This is a genomic window from Thermus sp. NMX2.A1 (assembly GCF_000511705.1).
In the GTDB taxonomy this organism is placed as follows: Bacteria; Deinococcota; Deinococci; order Deinococcales; family Thermaceae; genus Thermus; species Thermus scotoductus.
The window spans coordinates 1-14,754 of record NZ_ATNI01000046.1; the positions used below are offsets into that span (position 1 = coordinate 1).

The window sequence follows — 14,754 nt, forward strand, 5'->3', positions numbered from 1 at the left end:
CCTACCCAAAAAAGAGGTGCAGGAAAGGCTCTACGCCCTCTTCTTGGAACAAAGAAGGCGCTTTTTAGAACGAAACCCCCACTTGGCCCGTCCAGACCCCTGGCCCACCAGGGAGCGGGACGTCTTCCTCCTGGCTTGGAAGGAAGTTGAGGGGCTTAGCCTCGAGGCCCTGGCCAACCGGCTCTATGACCGGCTTTTAGACGAGCACCCCACCGCCTGCTTCCTGAGACAAGGAGGGGTAGAAGGCGGGGTGAGCAAAGAGGCAATCAGAAAAGCCTTGGCCGTTGCCCGCGAACGTTTGAAACTGGGGTAGCTCAACCCTGCTGACCTGATGCCCACCTTGAGCCTGCCACCAGACCCGCTTAAAGTAGCGGCCCTTGGATGGGCTTAGGCAGGCCTTCCTCCACCTCGAGGTCTTGCCCCGCCAAACCCACCATTCGCTTGTCCTTGGTGTAGAGTTTGCTACACCCGTGGGCCTTGGCAATCCCGAGGATGAAGGTATCCGTGCGCACGCATTGGCGCTCCTGACCCTTGGGGGGGTCCTGGTCCAGGCGGGAGCGGAAGAAGCGGGCGGCCTCGAGAGCCGCCATCTTGTTCAGCTCCAAGAGCCGGAAGTGCTTCTCCACATAGTCCAAGACCTCACCCCACTCCTGAGGGTTTAGACCCGTCAGAAACTCACTCAAGACTGGAAGGGGGATGGCCACCTTCCGCACCCCGCGGCTGAGTTCCTCGAGGTAGGCCTTAGTGCTGGCATGCTCAGGGTGTAGTTCGTCCTTCATAACTTGAAGAAGCGCGATGAGCACGTCCGTGTCCAGAGCTTCCACCCTCACCCCCTGAGCCGCCGGACATGTTCTTCGGGGTCAACGCCCCGCAAGGACTTTTCCACTAGGCGAGCCAAGCCCATGAAGGCCTCCCGAGGATCCCCTGGGCGGTAGGGGAGGACCTCCAAAAGCTCGGGATGGCCCAGAACCTTCCAGCCCCCCTCCTCCCGGGCAATCCGGGCCCGCACCCGCACCCCGATCTCCCTATAAAGGGCGTTCTCCTCCTCGAGGCGCTTCACGTCCTCCCGCCGAGCCCGGATGTGGTACTCCCCTCGAGGCGTCCTCAAGTCCACCTTGGGCTCCACGCCCCCGAGGCGGATCACCTCCCCGTAGAGGGTAAGGACGTCCTCCAGGACCAGGGGCGGCGTGGGGGCCGGGACGGGGTGGGCCGCCCCCAAGAGGGGCTTCACCTTTCCCCCACGCTCCAGCTTCAGGGTGCGGTCCTCCTTCACAAGCTCTTTGCTCAGGATGTACGCCTTTTCCCGCGTCTTGGGCCCGAGGCGGTGATACTGCCCTTCCTCCAGGGGGAGGAAAAGACCTTCTTCCAGGGGAAGAGCGGCGGACACGCTCACCTCGAGGGCCACACTCCCCTTCCTCACCCCCACCAGGCTTGCGGGGAGGGGCTCGTCGTACCCATGCTCTAGGGCAAAGGCCTCCAAGAGGCCCCCAAGCCCATCGAGGAGCACCGCCAAATCCTTCAGGGGAAGGTCTTCCGGGCCCTGGAGGTCCCGGCCTTCCAGGTAAAGGCGGTACACCCTCCCCTCCATAGGCTCAAGTGTAACCCATAGTTCCCTTCGCAGGTGAGAGTCCCGCCCCCAAGCCTGTTCAGGCCCTCTTTTTGACCTAGAGCTTGACGGAAAAGCCCAAAGCTTCCCCTGGTGGAAGCCAGGAGATCCCCGGCACCTGGATGAAGCCCCCCGATTTCGTGCCAAGCTCCCCATTTTGTGCCAACCCCTTGGCACAAAATCCTTTTGCGTCCTGGACGGGATTTTCCCGATTTTGTGCCAAGGGCATAGAAAGACTAGGGCTCCTCGTACTCCAGGAGGTCTTGGACCCCGTAGGGCCTGCCCGTGAGCTTCCTCAGGGCCCATAAGACCCAGGCGAGAGCCTCGAGGTCGGGGCGGTTGATAGACCCCGAAGCCCAAGCGTAAAGGGTATTGCGGCTCACCTTCCCCGAGAGAACCTGGGCAAGGCGGTAGACGGTCAGCCCCTCCTTAGCCAAAACCTCCCTGAGCTTCCACCGCAAACGAGGCGCTACCATGAGCCCAGCTTACCAAAACACTAGGGCCAACACTATTGATATGCCCATACCTCTTGACCTATGCACAAGACTTTGGTACTATTAGGACACCTAGGGAGGACGTGCTTGGCGGCCAGGCCTCCCTAGGGCTCACCAGGAGGTGAACATGACCACGGTACTCCAGAACAAGGCCCAGGTTCAAGATAGCCCCTTCGGGGCTGACCAAGAGGCAAAGGTGGCGGTGGAGCTCACCGCCCAGCAGGTGGCCGAGCTCTACAACCTCCTCAAGGCGGAAGAGGACTACGGGGACGGCCTCCCGGGGGCCCTCGATGCCCTCCGCCGGGAGCTCAAGGAGAAGGCGAAGGCCCTGGGGCTCACCTTCCGGGAGGGCTACGCCTACCTGAGGTGAAGCGGGGTGGGGGCGGGGAAGGCCCCGCCCCCCTCTCCTTCCCTGGAGGTGCGCGATGGGCACGACTTGGGGCCACACCTTGGAGGCCTACTCCCCGACGGGCTACGACCCGGGTTGCTCCTGGCCTCTCTGCAAAGGGGCCACCGTCTTCCGGGGGCGCTACTACCGGTTGGCGAGTTCCCGCACGGGGCGGGTCATCGAAGCCCGGGTGAACCTTTGCTTGGAGCACGCGGAGCGGTGGGCGGAGAAGCACGGCTTGGAGGAGGCCCTCGAGGCGGGTCTCCGCCAAAGGCTCCTGGCCCGGGGGCTCTTCCTCCACGTAGCAGAGGAACCCGAAGGCAGGGGGTGGCTGGCCTGCCCCGTCCTCAAGGAGGAGCGGCGGCCCCCTTACGCCTGGGGGAAGACGAGGACCGAGGCCATCCTGGCCCTGCTTTGGGAGGTGGGCCGTGCTTAGGGCCTCCGGCCTGGCCCTCCTCCTGGCCTGGCTTTGGCTTGACCTCACCGGGGACAGCTGGGCGGCCTTCTTTGTGGCCTCCTCGGGCCTGGCCGCCTCCCTGGTGGCCTGGACAGCGGCAAAGGAGAAGGAGGTGCGGAATGAGCGCTGAAGCGAAGCGGGAAGCCCTTTGGCACTACGTAGAGGCGCGGCTGGAAGAGGTGGTGCGGGCCCTGGACCTACCGGTCCTCGAGGAGCCCCGGCTCATGGAGGCCCTCGAGGCGGGCTACCTGGCGGCCCTGGAGGACTTCGTTCCACGTCTTCACGAAGCCCTTACTAAGGACTAGCGAGCATGAACGCCCGCCCCCTTTCCTGCTCTGCATCCTATAAACAACCAGGTTGGCGCCAAGCTGGTTGTCGCCGCGGGAGGGGGCGGAGCCCTACACAGGAAACATGGAGCGCTGGGGGACGCCAAGGCTTTTGACGGTGCAGGAGGCAAGGATGGCGGTGGGGCCTGACCGGCTTTCGCGGCATTTGGCCTATGCCCTGGCCCGGGTGGCCGGGGTGCGGGTGGGGAAGCGGCTTCTCGTCCCGTCCCGGGTCGTGGAGGACCTCTTGGATGGCCGCCTGCCCCCGGAGGTCCTCGAGGCGGTCCACCGGGAGGCCCGGAAGCTGGGGGGGAAGGCATGAGGGGCGGTTGTTGGGACGCTGGTCAGGCGGTGGAAGAGGTGGCCCGGGTCTTGCGGGAGTGGAGGCGGGGCTTGGAGGCGGAGGAGGCCCTCGAGGCCATCGAGGAGGCCCTTAAGGAAAACAACTTCTCGGCCCTTCTGGAGGAGGAGGCATGAACGGGAAAGAAGAGCTGGCCGTGCGGTGGACCTTGGAGGACCTCGAGCGGGCGGCGGCCTACGTGGTGAGGTCCGGCCTCTTCGGGGTGCGGAAGCCGGAAGAGGCGGTGGCCCTCATGCTCCTGGCCCAGGCGGAGGGGACGCACCCCATGCGGGCGGTGCAGGAGTACCACATCATCAACGGGCGGCCTGCCCTGCGGGCCGACGCCATGCTGGCCCGCTTCCTGGCCGCCGGGGGGCGGGTGGAGTGGCACGAGCTCAGCGATAGGCGGGCCGAGGCCACCTTTTCTCACCCCCAGGGGGGCACGGTGCGCATCGCCTGGACCCTCGAGGACGCCCAGCGGGCCGGGCTCCTCAGCAAGCCTGGGGGGAACTGGGACAAGTACCCCCGGGCCATGCTCCGGGCCCGGGTCATCTCCGAGGGGGTGCGCACCGTCTTCCCCGGGGTGGCCACCGGGGTCTACACCCCCGAGGAGGTGGCAGAGATGGAACCCATCGAGGCCAAGGTGGTGCGGATGGACAAAAAAGCCCCAGCCCTGGAGGAAAAGGCCGATCTGCCAGAAGCTCAAGCCCTCCCCGCCCCCAAGCCCATCACCGGGGCTCAAGCCCGGGAACTGGTGGAGCTCTTCCGGGACTTGAGCCTCGAGGGGCCTCCCGCCCGGGAGGTGGCAAGCCGCCGGGTGGAGCGGGCGGTGGGGAGCCTGAAGGAGCTCACCTACGAGGAGGCCGAAGACCTCAAGGACTACCTGGAGGGGCTCAGGGAGGCCCTGGAGGGCCTCTCCCCTGAGGAGCGAGGCGAGCGCCTTAGGGTCTGGCTTGCCGCCCACGAGCGGGGCCTGCCCAAGGCGGAGGAGCTCCTGGACCTTGAGGCGGAAGTCCTCTTCGGCGAGGAGGAGGAATGAAAAAGGAACCGGGCCGCCCCGCCCCGACGGCCCGCCTGGTGGTGGAAGTGCCTAAAGGCATCCTACCACAGGCGGGGGGCAGGGCGCTAGAGCATCGCGCATCGCGCTACGAAGCCGCCCTGGCCTACGCCTGCCTGGGCTACCGGGTCCTCCCCCTCCACCCGGGGGAGAAGCGGCCCCACGGGGGCCTGGTGCCCCACGGGCTGAAGGAGGCCTCCCGGGAGGAGGCGGTGATCCGGGCCTGGTGGACCCGGGAGCCCGGGGCCGGGGTGGGCATCCTCGCCCCGGAGGAGGTCCTGGTCCTCGATGTGGACCAAGCGGAGGTCTGGGAGCGGCTGAAGGAGGCGCACCCAGCCCTCCTCGAGGCCCCCCGGCAGAGGACGCCCAAGGGCGGGGTCCATGTGTTCCTCAAACTCCCCCCTGGACTGGAAGGGGCCTTGAGCGCCACCGTGCGGCGCTTGGAGGGGGTGGACCTCCGGGGCATGGGGCGGGCCTATGTGGTGGCCGCCCCCACCCGCCTTGCCGATGGCCGGGAGTACCGCTGGGAGGTGCCCCTGGTGAGCCCAGAGGGGCTTCCCCTGGTGCCCCAGGGGCTCCTCGAGGCCCTTCTCCCCCCTCCCCCACCCCGGGAGGTGCGGACCGGGGAGGCCTCCCCCAAGCGGCTTAGGGCGCTTCTAGAAGCCTACGCCGACCGGGTGGCAAGCGCCCCCCAGGGCACCCGGCACAACACCCTCATCGCCTACGCCCGGGCCGCCGGGGGACTCCTCCCCCACGGGCTGGACCCCCACGAAGCGGAGGAAGTCCTGGTGGCCGCGGCCATGCAGGCCGGGCTTCCTGAGAGGGAGGCCCGGGCGGCCACCAGGTGGGGCCTCGAGGCGGGGGCCAGGGCACCCCTCCCCCTGGAGGACCAGGGGGATTTTGGGCCAAAGGGGGCATTTTGGGCCAAGGGGTTGGCCCAAAATCCTGCCCCGTCCTGGACGGCAAAAACCCGATTTCGGGCCAACGAAGCACCACAATATAAGGACCCCAACCCCTGGGGGGAGGAAGGGGGTGCGGGATGGGGGTGAGGCGCCTTTCCCTGCCCCAGGAGCCCCCCGTGGTGGAGTGGTTCGTGGAGGAGCTCATCCCCGCCGGGTACGTGAGCGTCCTCTTCGCCAAGCAAGGGGAGGGCAAAACCCGCCTGGTGGCCTTCCTCGCCGTCCAGGCCCTCCGGCCCCAGGGGGTCTTCGGCAAGCGCCCCGTGCGGCGGGGGCCGGTGCTCATCCTGGACGCGGACGACCCCGGCGGCCTCGGGTACGCCCTCTGGCTCCACCGCTTCCTCCGGGCCTACGAGGACGCAGACACAGCCCTTCTGGACCTCCGGGCGGTGGAAGGGGGGCTAACCCCTGACGACGTGCAGGCCCTGGAGGCGGAGCTCCACCAAGACCCCCCGGCCCTCATCGTGCTGGACGCCTTCTCCTCGGCCTTCCTGGGGGTGGACGTCATCAAGCCCCAGCAGGTGCACGCCCCCATCCGGGCCCTAACCTCCCTGGCCCAGGCCACGGGGGCGGCCCTCCTCCTGGTGGACCACGTGGGCAAGCTGGCCCCCGGCCAGAGCGTGGCAGAGAAGGGGCCCCTGGGCTCCACGGCAAAGCTCTTCTCCCCCCGGGCCGCCTTCGCCCTGGACCGCCTTCCCCCGAGGGAGGTGGAGGGGCGGGACGTGGTGAAGCTCACCTGCGTGAAGCAAAGCTACGCCCCCCTCCCCCCGCCCATTGGCCTCGAGTTGGTGTGGCTTTCCGACGGCGAAGGGGCCTACTTCAAGCCCTACCCCCTGCCTGAGGCGGCCACCCTCGAGGAGCGGGCGGAGAAGGTCATCCTTGAGCTCCTGGCCCAGGCAGGGGAGGAGGGCATCCCGCGGAAAGCCCTCCTGGAGGAGGCGGTCAAGCGGGGCAACCTCTCCAAGCGCACCGCCATCCGGGCCCTTTCTGAGCTCAGGGGCTTGGTGGAGGAGGTGGAGCTACCGGGGAGGGGGGCCCCGAAGGTGCTCAGGCTCCCCCGCCCTGGTCTCTCTATATCCTTGGCACAAAATCGGGAGAGTAGCGTCCAGGACGCAAAAGGATTTTGTGCCAACCCCTTGGCACAAAATGGGGAGCTTGGCACGAAATCACCCGGCCCCGAAGGGGGGGACCCTCCCCCTCAACCCCCACAGGAGGCGGAAGGAGGCCTGGGCGCGGAGTCTCCGGAAGACGATGGCATGGAGGTGAACCTGTGAACGCCTGGCAGGCCCTAAAGGCGCACGTGGTGCCCTTGGCGGAGAAGCTCAGGCGGGTGCTCCCCCCCAAGCTTCGGGTGGTGGTGCATGGCGAAGTGGTCTACTGGGCCCTCCTCCTCCCACCGGAGGAGGACCTGAAGGCCCACGCCCAGGCTTGGGGCGGGGTGAGGTCCTGGGAGGAGTGGCTTCTGGACCGCCTGGACCGCCTCGAGGCCGACTTTCCCGAAGCGCTGGAGGTGGAGCTCCTGGGGGTGTGGGCGGGGAGCCCGCCCCGGGTGGAGCCCGTGGCCGCCGCCCGGCCCAAGGGGCGGAAGGAGGTGCGGGAGTATGCCTGAGCTGAGCCGGGTCCTGGAGGAAATCGCCCAGGTGGGGGGGGCACCCGCGGGAGGAAGGGGGGCGCCTGGTCCTCCTCCTCCCCGAGGAGGCCCCCGCCCTGCGGGAGCGGGCCCTGCGGTGGGGGGAGGCCCTGGCCCTTCTGGCCCTCGAGGCCCCCAAGGGAGAGCTTCCCCCCAGGCTCCTGGCCGTCTTGGCGGAAGCGGTGGCGCGCTGGGGGCTTCCCGGCCCCCTGGCCGTCCTGGAGAAGACCCGGGAGGCCTTGGGGGGTAGCTCCCCGCCCCGGGCCTAGGAGGTGGGGATGGCGGGCGGGAAGGGGCCGAAGCGCAAGGGAACCCGGGCAGAGCGGGAGGCCTTGAAGCTCCTCCGGGAGGCGGGGCTGGAGGCGAAGCGGGTTCCCCTTTCGGGAAGCGCCCCCGGCTACCCCGGGGACCTGGTGGCCCACCTCCCCGGCCTGGGGGAAGTGGTGGTGGAGGTAAAGGCAAGGCGGCGGTTTGGCCTCGAGGGGTGGCTTGAGGGGCGGAGCCTTCTGGTCCTCCGCCCTGACCGGAGGCCTCCCTTGGCGGTGATGCGGCTGGAAGATCTCTTGAAGGCGCTTGGCGCAAAGGAGGAAGCATGACGGGCAAGCTTACGGTGCAGGCCCACCCCCTGGCCCTGGATGGGCCGGAGGTGCTGGTGCGGGTGCAAGGCGGAGGCCCGGCCTGGAGCCCGGAGGCCCTGGCCCGCCTGGGCGTGCGGAGTCTAGTCTCCCTCAAGGATGGGCGGATCGCCCTCTTGGTGCGGGAAAGGGAGCAGGTGAAGGAAGTGGTGCTGGGCCTGGTGGCTTGGGCCCTGAAGCGAGGCCTCGAGGTGGAGGTAGACCCCTTGGCCCGGGAAGAGCTCAGGTGGGGCCCCCGCTTCGCCCCCGAGGAGGCTTGAGGTGCCCAGGCCCAAGGACCTTTACGGCACCCGGGGGAGCCTCCTCCGCAAGCTGTGGAAGGCCGTCAAGGAAACCTCCAAGCTCCTGGACTCGGAGGATCCCCAGGTGGTCCTCCGGGCCACGCACGCCCTGGCCACCATCGCCGCCTCCTACCGGGCGGCCTACGCGGAGTGGGAGCAGGAGCGGACCGAGAAAAACCGCCAGAAGGAAAAGCAAAACCGTCCGCCCTTGACCCGGATTGACCCCTATATCGTCTGGCTCATCAAGCGGGACGTGTACGGCATCGAGGAGCCTCCCCCACCCTTGCCCCAAGTCCCGGAAGGCGTCTACTGGGTAAAGAAGGCATCGGCCGACCAGGGGCTCCCCGACCCCTACGAGAACCCGCCCCCCGAAGCCTCCACCCCCTCCGAGCCCTCGCGGCAGGTGTTCACCGTGGAGCCCCTTCCTCCCAAGGGGGCGGAACCCGAGAAGGACGATGAGGCTTGAGCTCCACCACGGGGAGGCCCTCGAGGTCCTGGCCCGCCTCAAGACGGGAAGCGTGGGGGCGGTCATCACGGATCCGCCCTATGGCACGGGAGGGTGGAAGCGCCCTGGAGCGGGGCTGGGAAGCGATCCCCGGGGGTTTTGGACCCGGGAGGCCTGGGATGAGTGGAGCCTGGCGTGGCTACCCGAGGCCCTGCGGGTGAGCACGGGGCCCGTGGTCTTCTTCCTGCCCCAGGAACGCTTGGAGGAGGCCCTGGCCTTTGCCCGGAGCCGGGGGCTTCCCTACCGCCTCCTCTTCTGGGCCAAACCCGATCCCAGGCCCCGGCCCCAGGGGCCCGCTTACGGCTTCGAGCCCATCCTGGCCCTGAGGCCCCTCCCCGGCAAGGGTAAGGACTACACACTAGCCTCCTCCCCCCGCCCTGGGAGGGACGGGGAGGCCACGGGCCACCCCCACCAGAAGCCCGTGCGGGTGATGGCCTGGCTGGTGGGGCTGGCCTCGAGGCCCGGCGAAGTGGTCCTGGACCCCTTCATGGGCTCAGGCTCTACCGGGGAGGCGGCCTTGCGGCTGGGGCGGGGCTTCATCGGGGTGGAGCGGGAGGCCTCCTGGTACCCGGTAGCCCAGAAGCGCTTGCAAAGCGCCCTGCTTCAGGCCCCCCTCCTCGAGGCCCCCACCGGAGAAGGCTGAGAAGCCCCACGCCGCCCACGCCCTCTCAGAGGGCGGCCAGGGGACGAAAAGGCTCCAGAAGCTGCTCCAGAAGGGGCACGTGCTTCTCCTTGCCCTCTGCCACAAACGCCGCCTTTACCCTCCCCCCCCCGGTCCAGGAGGTAGCGGGCCACTTCACCCGCCTCCCTGGGGTGGGTTCTGGCCGCCATCCTGAGGGGGGGTAAGAGGTCCTGAAAGGGGCGTTCCCAAGGCCCCCATTCCAGGTTGGTGCGGCCCAGATACTCCCAAGCGAAGGTGGCTCGCCTCCGGGCCGCCAAGAGCGGGTGGTAGGGGTAGAGGAAGCGGCCTTCCCCCTCAAGCCAGGTGCGGTAGCTAGGGGGTAAAGGCCACGGCCACCGCTTCCGGGACACCTCCCGCCCCAAAGCCAAGGCCGCCTCCGCCGTCTCCGGATAGAGGTAGAGGCCGAGAAGGGTGGCCAAGCCCTCGTAGAAGTCCACCTCCCCTTGCGGGGGTGAAGCCTCCTTCAGCTTCTGCCAAAAGGCCTCGAGGTCCGAAAGGCGCGGAAGGGGCGGGGGAAGCTCAAACCAGTCCGGAGAGCGTAGGGGAATGACCCGGGGGGCCCGCTTGCCCATATGCACCAGGAGGTTGGAGCGGGCGGCGGGAGAAACCTCCTTCCCGTAGGCCTCAGCGTGCAGGAAGAAGGCCTCCATCCACCCGGGCCAATACTCCACCTCCATGATGAACCAAGGGTAGGTAAAGGCCTCTTCAAAGAAGCGCCTCACATTCTCCCAGCCGCACCCCTTGCGCCAGGCCGCCTCCAAGAGGTTGAAGAGGTCAATCCAGTCATCGCACCAGAAGGTCAGAAGGTCGTCGTTGCGCATTTCAGGGGTCTCCCCCTCCTCTAGGGGCTTCTCGCAAAGCCCTTTGTAGAAAGCCCAAAGGCTCCAAAGCCAGGCCAAAGTGGTGGAACAGTCCTGCTTCCAGAAGCGATCTCGGTGAAAGTACCAGGGGATACCCACGATCCACCTCCCCAAAAACCCTCATCCCGGCCCCTGGCGGGGCGTGCCAAACCCCTCCCTGAAACGCCCAAAAAGCGCCTCAGGCCTCGAGGGGTATTCGCTTGCCGGCCATAGCCCCAGGGTAGCGGGCTCTCCCCTCTTCGGTCAACGGGAGGCGAAGGAAGGCGAAGGAACCCGAAGGAAGGCGAAGGCGTGGCGGCGGGAGGAGTGGAGGGGCGAAGGTTGGCGTGAGGCGCGATAATGGACTCATGCGGGGCGCTCATCTCCAGCGGGTGCGGCTACCCCTGCGGGTGCGGCTCAGGCTCTTGGGAGTGGAAGCCCTGGGCCCCGAGGAGGAGAGCCGGATGGTGCGGCTACGGGGGCCCGAGCACATGTTCCGGGTCCTCGAGGAGCTCACCCCCAAGGAGCGGGGGGAGGCCATGCTGGCCGGCCTCAAGGCCACGCACTACTGGTTTGACCCCCCGGAGGAGTAGGCGTGAGGCGGCGCGGCGGGAAGGGGACGGGCACGGTCTTCTACGACCGGAGGCGGGGGCGGTGGGTGGCCCAGCTCACCGTGGGCTACGACCGCACCACGGGCCTCCCCCGGAAGATCACCCGGGTCTGCTCCACCCGCAAGGAGGCGGAGGCTTGGCGGGTGGAGCAGGCAGCCCGGCTCCACAAGGGGCTTCTGGGCTCGCCGGAGGCCATCACCGTGCGGGAGTGGGCCTCGAGGTGGCTTGAGGGCAAAGCCCAGGAGGTCCGTCCCCGTACCCTGGACCTCTACCTCCAGGACCTGGGGCACGCCATCCCCTCCCTCAAGGACCCCAAGGCCCCGGACCCTTTCGGCTCCTTGCGCCTCCAGGCGGTCCAGCCCTCCCACATCCGGGGGGTGCTGGAGGGGCTGAAAAAGCGGTACAGCTTGCGCACGGTGCGGGCGGTAAGGCAACGGCTCCACCAGGTTTTTGAGGAGGCCTTGGCCCTCGAGATCATCGCCCGCAACCCCGTGGCCCCGGTGAAGGTGCGGGCCCCCAAAGGGGAGGGGCAAGAGAAGGCGGCCAGGGCCTTGGAGCCCCACGAGGTGGCCGCCTTCCTCAAGGCCCTGGACCATCACAAAGACCCCCGCACCGCCCTGGCCCTCCGCCTCTGCCTGGCCTGCGGCCTGCGGCGGGGGGAGGTTTTGGGCCTGAAGTGGGAGGACCTGGACATCGAGGCGGGCACCCTCACCGTACACCGGGCCTGGACGGAAAACGGCAAGGGGCTCCTCCTGACCGCCCCCAAGACCGCCAAGAGCAGGCGCACCGTGCCCATCCCCCACCAGACCCTGCAGCGGGTGAAGGCTTACCGGGAGATGTGGCTTAGCCAGGGCTTCTCCCCCGAGGAGCTTCGGGACAAGTGGCTTTTCCCAAGCCTTGAAGACGAGGCCCGGCCTATCCACCCCCACAGCCTCAACAAAGCCCTGGAGCGCATCAGGAAGTCCCTGGGCCTCCCCCGCTTCCGGCTCCACGACCTCCGGCACACCTACGGCTCCTTCCTCCTGGCCAACGGGGCCCCGGTGGAGCTGGTTTCCGAGCGCATGGGCCACGCCAACCCCAACATCACCTTGGCCGTTTACCGGCACCTCCTGGAGGAGGAGCGGCGGGGGTGGGTCTTGGACCCCGAGGACGTGGCGGGGCCTCGAGGGGAGGCTTGAAGGGATAAGCTAACCATTCGCTAACTGCAACACCCCCCGGCCATGCTACCGGGGGGTGAAGCTTTGCCTTTACTTGCTGGTGGCGGCGGTGGGACTCGAACCCACGACACCACGATTATGAGTCGTGTGCTCTGACCACCTGAGCTACGCCGCCATGGGCGCACCAGGCAATCCCCATCTTAGGGGAGGGCCCCCAAGCGGTCAAGGTTCAAAGCCGATGTGATCCATGAAGTCGGGGAGGATTTCTTCGGCGAAAAGGTCCAATCTTCCGTCCCGGTGGGCCCGTAGGCGACCTTGCAGGACACCCCCAGTCTACACGATCCCCTTCTCCTTCAGGAAACGCCCTTCCCGGAAGCGATCCAAGCGGAACGGGGTTATATCCAGGCTCCTCGCCTTCCCGTGGACCACTTCCTCCGCCATAAGCCTCCCCACCATGGCCGCCTGCTGGACCCCGTGGCCGGAAAAACCCGCCGCCACCAGAAGCCCCTCCTCCACAAAACCCAGGATGGGGTTGGCATCCGGGGTCATCTCGTAGTAGCCCCACCAGCTGGCCCTTCGGTCCAGGGCAAGCCCTTCCAGGAAGGGAAAGCGTGAAAGGCCCGCCTCGAGGGTCGGAGCCAGCCATCTCCAGTCCATGCCCTCGGAAAAACCCGGGGGCTCATCCGGGTTGGACCGGCCCATGAGCACCCTCGCCCCCTCCGAACGCAGGTAGAAGCCCGTGGCCAGGTCTATGGTGAGGGGAAAGGCATGGGGAAAGGGAGCGGGGGCCGTGGCGAAGACCATGCGGCGCACGGGCCGGATGGGAATCTCCAGGCCAAGCCTTTTCCCCACCTCCCCCGTCCAGGCTCCGGTGCAAAGGAGGAGAAAGGGAGCCTCGTACGCCGCCAAGGGGGTTTCCACCCGCCATACCCCCTTCTTTCTCCGGGCGGCCACGAGGGGCTCGGAAAAGCGCACCCTGGCCCCAAGCCGCCTGGCCTCCCTGAGGTAGTGGGCGGTAACCCCATGAGGGTCTATGACCCCATCCATGGGACCGAAGGTGGCGTAGGCCAGGCCCTCCTCCCGGAAGGGCACGTGGGATTGGGCCTTCTTTAGGGAAAGCTTCTCCACAGGCACCCCCAAAGCCCGCTGGGTAGCCAAGGCTTCCTCCTGGGCTTCCCTCAGGGCCTCCGGCACCAGGAAGAGGTAGCCGATGGGCCGGTAGCTGGCCTCCGGAATCCTTTGGTACTCCAGGATGGAGTGGTAGGAAAGAAGGATGTTTAAGGGCTCGGAGAACTGCACCCGCACCCCGGCGGCGCTCTTTCCCGTGGAGCCCTGGGCAAAGGTGGCCTCCCTTTCCAGAACCAGGACCTCGAGGCCCGCCTCCGCCAGGCGGTAGGCACAAGCCGCCCCCACGATTCCCACCCCCACCACCAGGACCTCGGGCATGGCCCCAGTCTAGGACACTTTTCCCTCAGGAAAGGGGTATGCTATGGCCCGGAGGTCAGGTATGACCTACAAGCATATCCAAATCCCAGAGGACGGCGAAAGGATCACCATCCAAAACGGGGTTCTCCAGGTGCCGGACCAGCCCATCATCGGCTTCATCGAAGGGGATGGGACGGGGCCGGACATCTGGAGAGCCGCCAGGCCCGTCTTAGATGCCGCCGTAGAAAAGGCCTACGGGGGAAGGCGCAAAATCGCCTGGGCGGAGATCTACGCCGGGGAAAAGGCTAACCAGGTTTATGGGGAGCCTGTATGGCTACCCGAGGAAACCCTGGACTTCATCCGCGAGTACCTGGTGGCCATCAAAGGGCCCCTGACCACCCCGGTGGGCGGGGGCATCCGCTCCATCAACGTGGCCCTAAGGCAGGAGCTGGACCTTTACGCCTGCGTGCGCCCCGTGCGCTGGTTCAAAGGGGTACCCAGCCCGGTGAAGCACCCCGAGCTGGTCAACATGGTCATCTTCCGGGAGAACACCGAGGACATCTATGCCGGGATTGAGTGGCCTGCAGGCAGCGAGGAGGTGCAAAAGGTCCTGGACTTCCTCAAGCGGGAGTTCCCCAAGGCCTACGCCAAGATCCGCTTCCCGGAGACCTCGGGAATCGGGATCAAGCCCGTCTCCAAGGAGGGCACGGAGCGCCTGGTGGACGCCGCCATCGCCTACGCCATCAAGGAGGACCTGCCCAGCGTCACCCTGGTGCACAAGGGCAACATCATGAAGTTCACGGAAGGAGCCTTCCGGGAATGGGGCTACGCCCTTGCCCGGGAGAAGTACGGGGCCACGCCCCTGGATGGTGGCCCCTGGCACGTGCTGAAAAACCCCCGCACCGGCCGGGAGATCGTCATCAAGGACATGATCGCCGACAACTTCCTGCAACAGATCCTCCTTCGCCCCGACGAGTACTCGGTGATCGCCACCTTGAACCTCAACGGGGACTACATCTCCGATGCCCTGGCCGCCCAGGTGGGTGGAATCGGCATTGCCCCAGGGGCCAACATCAACTACCAAACGGGGCATGCGGTCTTTGAGGCCACCCACGGAACCGCGCCCAAGTATGCGGGCCAGGACAAGGTGAACCCCTCCAGCGTCATCCTCTCGGGGGAGATGATGCTCCGCTACATGGGCTGGAACGAGGCAGCAGACCTCATCATCCAGGCCATGGAGCGCACCATTGCCAAGGGGCTCGTTACCTACGACTTCCACCGCCTCCTCCAGGCAGAGGGTAAGCCCGCCACCCTCCTTAGGACCAGCGAGTTCGGCCAGGCCTTGATCGAGCACATGTAATA

The 14,754-nt window shown here is 67.2% G+C and carries 23 protein-coding genes and 1 tRNA gene; 18 read left to right on the top strand and 6 right to left on the bottom strand.

Features of this window, described 5'->3' with window-relative positions; genetic code table 11:
* Positions 1-313, top strand: a 313-nt coding sequence (locus TNMX_RS03320; RefSeq protein WP_038029515.1) for a hypothetical protein, incomplete at its 5' end; no start/stop codon positions are given.
* A gap of 49 nt (positions 314-362) precedes the next feature.
* On the opposite strand, the gene TNMX_RS03325 is transcribed toward TNMX_RS03320, so the two are convergent.
* The 3 genes from TNMX_RS03325 to TNMX_RS03335 form a co-directional block, all read right to left on the bottom strand.
* Complete coding sequence (locus TNMX_RS03325) at positions 363-830, bottom strand: type II toxin-antitoxin system VapC family toxin (protein ID WP_156919414.1); 468 nt, start codon at positions 828-830, stop codon at positions 363-365.
* The gene (locus TNMX_RS03330; protein ID WP_038029520.1) at positions 827-1,588 is read right to left on the bottom strand and encodes a hypothetical protein; all 762 of its coding nucleotides are present in this window, start codon (positions 1,586-1,588) and stop codon (positions 827-829) included. Before TNMX_RS03330 ends, TNMX_RS03325 begins: the two co-directional genes overlap by 4 nt.
* 254 nt (positions 1,589-1,842) lie before the next feature.
* Positions 1,843-2,082, bottom strand: coding sequence for a helix-turn-helix transcriptional regulator (locus tag TNMX_RS03335; protein ID WP_038029522.1), 240 nt, complete (start codon positions 2,080-2,082; stop codon positions 1,843-1,845).
* 145 nt (positions 2,083-2,227) lie between these two features.
* Between TNMX_RS03335 and TNMX_RS03340 the strand changes: the two genes are divergently transcribed.
* From TNMX_RS03340 to TNMX_RS03395, 14 genes are all read left to right on the top strand, one after another.
* A complete protein-coding gene (locus tag TNMX_RS03340) occupies positions 2,228-2,470 on the top strand; it encodes a hypothetical protein (RefSeq protein ID WP_038029524.1) in 243 nt (80 codons plus the stop codon).
* Positions 2,471-2,525: 55 nt separating this feature from the next.
* Positions 2,526-2,924, top strand: coding sequence for a hypothetical protein (locus tag TNMX_RS03345; RefSeq protein ID WP_038029526.1), 399 nt, complete (start codon positions 2,526-2,528; stop codon positions 2,922-2,924).
* The gene (locus tag TNMX_RS12825) at positions 2,917-3,075 is read left to right on the top strand and encodes a hypothetical protein (RefSeq protein WP_156919415.1); all 159 of its coding nucleotides are present in this window, start codon (positions 2,917-2,919) and stop codon (positions 3,073-3,075) included. Before TNMX_RS03345 ends, TNMX_RS12825 begins: the two co-directional genes overlap by 8 nt.
* On the top strand, positions 3,065-3,250 hold the full coding sequence (locus tag TNMX_RS03350; RefSeq protein ID WP_038029528.1) for a hypothetical protein: 186 nt from the start codon (positions 3,065-3,067) through the stop codon (positions 3,248-3,250). The genes TNMX_RS12825 and TNMX_RS03350 overlap by 11 nt, the downstream gene beginning before the upstream one ends.
* Before the next feature lie 106 nt (positions 3,251-3,356).
* Complete coding sequence (locus tag TNMX_RS03355; RefSeq protein WP_038029529.1) at positions 3,357-3,593, top strand: hypothetical protein; 237 nt, start codon at positions 3,357-3,359, stop codon at positions 3,591-3,593.
* A complete protein-coding gene (locus tag TNMX_RS12830) occupies positions 3,590-3,748 on the top strand; it encodes a hypothetical protein (RefSeq protein ID WP_156919416.1) in 159 nt (52 codons plus the stop codon). The genes TNMX_RS03355 and TNMX_RS12830 overlap by 4 nt, the downstream gene beginning before the upstream one ends.
* On the top strand, positions 3,745-4,650 hold the full coding sequence (locus TNMX_RS03360; RefSeq protein ID WP_038029531.1) for a hypothetical protein: 906 nt from the start codon (positions 3,745-3,747) through the stop codon (positions 4,648-4,650). The genes TNMX_RS12830 and TNMX_RS03360 overlap by 4 nt, the downstream gene beginning before the upstream one ends.
* Positions 4,647-5,717 carry a bifunctional DNA primase/polymerase gene (locus tag TNMX_RS03365; RefSeq protein ID WP_084221126.1) on the top strand — a complete coding sequence of 357 codons (1,071 nt, stop codon included), beginning with the start codon at positions 4,647-4,649 and terminating at the stop codon, positions 5,715-5,717. The genes TNMX_RS03360 and TNMX_RS03365 overlap by 4 nt, the downstream gene beginning before the upstream one ends.
* Positions 5,708-6,901 (top strand): AAA family ATPase, encoded by a 1,194-nt coding sequence (locus TNMX_RS03370; protein WP_052037920.1) that lies wholly within the window; start codon positions 5,708-5,710, stop codon positions 6,899-6,901. The genes TNMX_RS03365 and TNMX_RS03370 overlap by 10 nt, the downstream gene beginning before the upstream one ends.
* Positions 6,898-7,236 (top strand): hypothetical protein, encoded by a 339-nt coding sequence (locus tag TNMX_RS03375; protein WP_052037922.1) that lies wholly within the window; start codon positions 6,898-6,900, stop codon positions 7,234-7,236. The genes TNMX_RS03370 and TNMX_RS03375 overlap by 4 nt, the downstream gene beginning before the upstream one ends.
* A gap of 299 nt (positions 7,237-7,535) precedes the next feature.
* Complete coding sequence (locus TNMX_RS03380; RefSeq protein ID WP_038029533.1) at positions 7,536-7,853, top strand: hypothetical protein; 318 nt, start codon at positions 7,536-7,538, stop codon at positions 7,851-7,853.
* On the top strand, positions 7,850-8,152 hold the full coding sequence (locus TNMX_RS03385; RefSeq protein WP_038029535.1) for a hypothetical protein: 303 nt from the start codon (positions 7,850-7,852) through the stop codon (positions 8,150-8,152). The genes TNMX_RS03380 and TNMX_RS03385 overlap by 4 nt, the downstream gene beginning before the upstream one ends.
* 1 nt (position 8,153) lies before the next feature.
* Positions 8,154-8,639: a hypothetical protein gene (locus TNMX_RS03390; RefSeq protein ID WP_052037924.1), complete on the top strand. Its 486-nt coding sequence runs from the start codon at positions 8,154-8,156 to the stop codon at positions 8,637-8,639.
* Positions 8,629-9,321 carry a site-specific DNA-methyltransferase gene (locus TNMX_RS03395; RefSeq protein WP_038029537.1) on the top strand — a complete coding sequence of 231 codons (693 nt, stop codon included), beginning with the start codon at positions 8,629-8,631 and terminating at the stop codon, positions 9,319-9,321. The genes TNMX_RS03390 and TNMX_RS03395 overlap by 11 nt, the downstream gene beginning before the upstream one ends.
* Here the strand turns inward: TNMX_RS03395 and TNMX_RS03400 are convergent.
* Positions 9,282-10,181 (bottom strand): hypothetical protein, encoded by a 900-nt coding sequence (locus TNMX_RS03400; protein WP_156919417.1) that lies wholly within the window; start codon positions 10,179-10,181, stop codon positions 9,282-9,284. The two genes, TNMX_RS03395 and TNMX_RS03400, sit on opposite strands and share 40 nt — an antisense overlap.
* Before the next feature lie 365 nt (positions 10,182-10,546).
* Here TNMX_RS03400 and TNMX_RS03405 point away from each other — a divergent pair, with 365 nt between their 5' ends.
* The gene (locus TNMX_RS03405) at positions 10,547-10,792 is read left to right on the top strand and encodes a hypothetical protein (protein WP_126217051.1); all 246 of its coding nucleotides are present in this window, start codon (positions 10,547-10,549) and stop codon (positions 10,790-10,792) included.
* Between the two features lie 2 nt (positions 10,793-10,794).
* Positions 10,795-11,988, top strand: coding sequence for a site-specific integrase (locus TNMX_RS03410; RefSeq protein ID WP_038029542.1), 1,194 nt, complete (start codon positions 10,795-10,797; stop codon positions 11,986-11,988).
* Between the two features lie 77 nt (positions 11,989-12,065).
* Here TNMX_RS03410 and TNMX_RS03415 read toward each other — a convergent pair.
* Positions 12,066-12,142, bottom strand: a tRNA-Met gene (locus tag TNMX_RS03415).
* 158 nt (positions 12,143-12,300) lie between these two features.
* Positions 12,301-13,413, bottom strand: coding sequence for an FAD-binding oxidoreductase (locus TNMX_RS03420; protein ID WP_038029543.1), 1,113 nt, complete (start codon positions 13,411-13,413; stop codon positions 12,301-12,303).
* Positions 13,414-13,474: 61 nt separating this feature from the next.
* Here TNMX_RS03420 and icd point away from each other — a divergent pair, with 61 nt between their 5' ends.
* Complete coding sequence (gene icd / locus TNMX_RS03425; RefSeq protein ID WP_038029544.1) at positions 13,475-14,752, top strand: NADP-dependent isocitrate dehydrogenase; 1,278 nt, start codon at positions 13,475-13,477, stop codon at positions 14,750-14,752.
* Positions 14,753-14,754 lie beyond the last annotated feature (2 nt).

Bases quoted from the DNA above. Each gene is read 5' to 3' on its own strand.
- TNMX_RS03330 (WP_038029520.1), bottom strand. From the start codon at position 1,588: ATGGAGGGGAGGGTGTACCGCCTTTACCTGGAAGGCCGGGACCTCCAG.
- TNMX_RS03335 (WP_038029522.1), bottom strand. From the start codon at position 2,082: ATGGTAGCGCCTCGTTTGCGGTGGAAGCTCAGGGAGGTTTTGGCTAAG.
- TNMX_RS03340 (WP_038029524.1), top strand. From the start codon at position 2,228: ATGACCACGGTACTCCAGAACAAGGCCCAGGTTCAAGATAGCCCCTTC.
- TNMX_RS03345 (WP_038029526.1), top strand. From the start codon at position 2,526: ATGGGCACGACTTGGGGCCACACCTTGGAGGCCTACTCCCCGACGGGC.
- TNMX_RS03350 (WP_038029528.1), top strand. From the start codon at position 3,065: ATGAGCGCTGAAGCGAAGCGGGAAGCCCTTTGGCACTACGTAGAGGCG.
- TNMX_RS03355 (WP_038029529.1), top strand. From the start codon at position 3,357: ATGGAGCGCTGGGGGACGCCAAGGCTTTTGACGGTGCAGGAGGCAAGG.
- TNMX_RS12830 (WP_156919416.1), top strand. From the start codon at position 3,590: ATGAGGGGCGGTTGTTGGGACGCTGGTCAGGCGGTGGAAGAGGTGGCC.
- TNMX_RS03360 (WP_038029531.1), top strand. From the start codon at position 3,745: ATGAACGGGAAAGAAGAGCTGGCCGTGCGGTGGACCTTGGAGGACCTC.
- TNMX_RS03365 (WP_084221126.1), top strand. From the start codon at position 4,647: ATGAAAAAGGAACCGGGCCGCCCCGCCCCGACGGCCCGCCTGGTGGTG.
- TNMX_RS03370 (WP_052037920.1), top strand. From the start codon at position 5,708: ATGGGGGTGAGGCGCCTTTCCCTGCCCCAGGAGCCCCCCGTGGTGGAG.
- TNMX_RS03380 (WP_038029533.1), top strand. From the start codon at position 7,536: ATGGCGGGCGGGAAGGGGCCGAAGCGCAAGGGAACCCGGGCAGAGCGG.
- TNMX_RS03385 (WP_038029535.1), top strand. From the start codon at position 7,850: ATGACGGGCAAGCTTACGGTGCAGGCCCACCCCCTGGCCCTGGATGGG.
- TNMX_RS03395 (WP_038029537.1), top strand. From the start codon at position 8,629: ATGAGGCTTGAGCTCCACCACGGGGAGGCCCTCGAGGTCCTGGCCCGC.
- TNMX_RS03400 (WP_156919417.1), bottom strand. From the start codon at position 10,181: ATGCGCAACGACGACCTTCTGACCTTCTGGTGCGATGACTGGATTGAC.
- TNMX_RS03420 (WP_038029543.1), bottom strand. From the start codon at position 13,413: ATGCCCGAGGTCCTGGTGGTGGGGGTGGGAATCGTGGGGGCGGCTTGT.
- icd (WP_038029544.1), top strand. From the start codon at position 13,475: ATGACCTACAAGCATATCCAAATCCCAGAGGACGGCGAAAGGATCACC.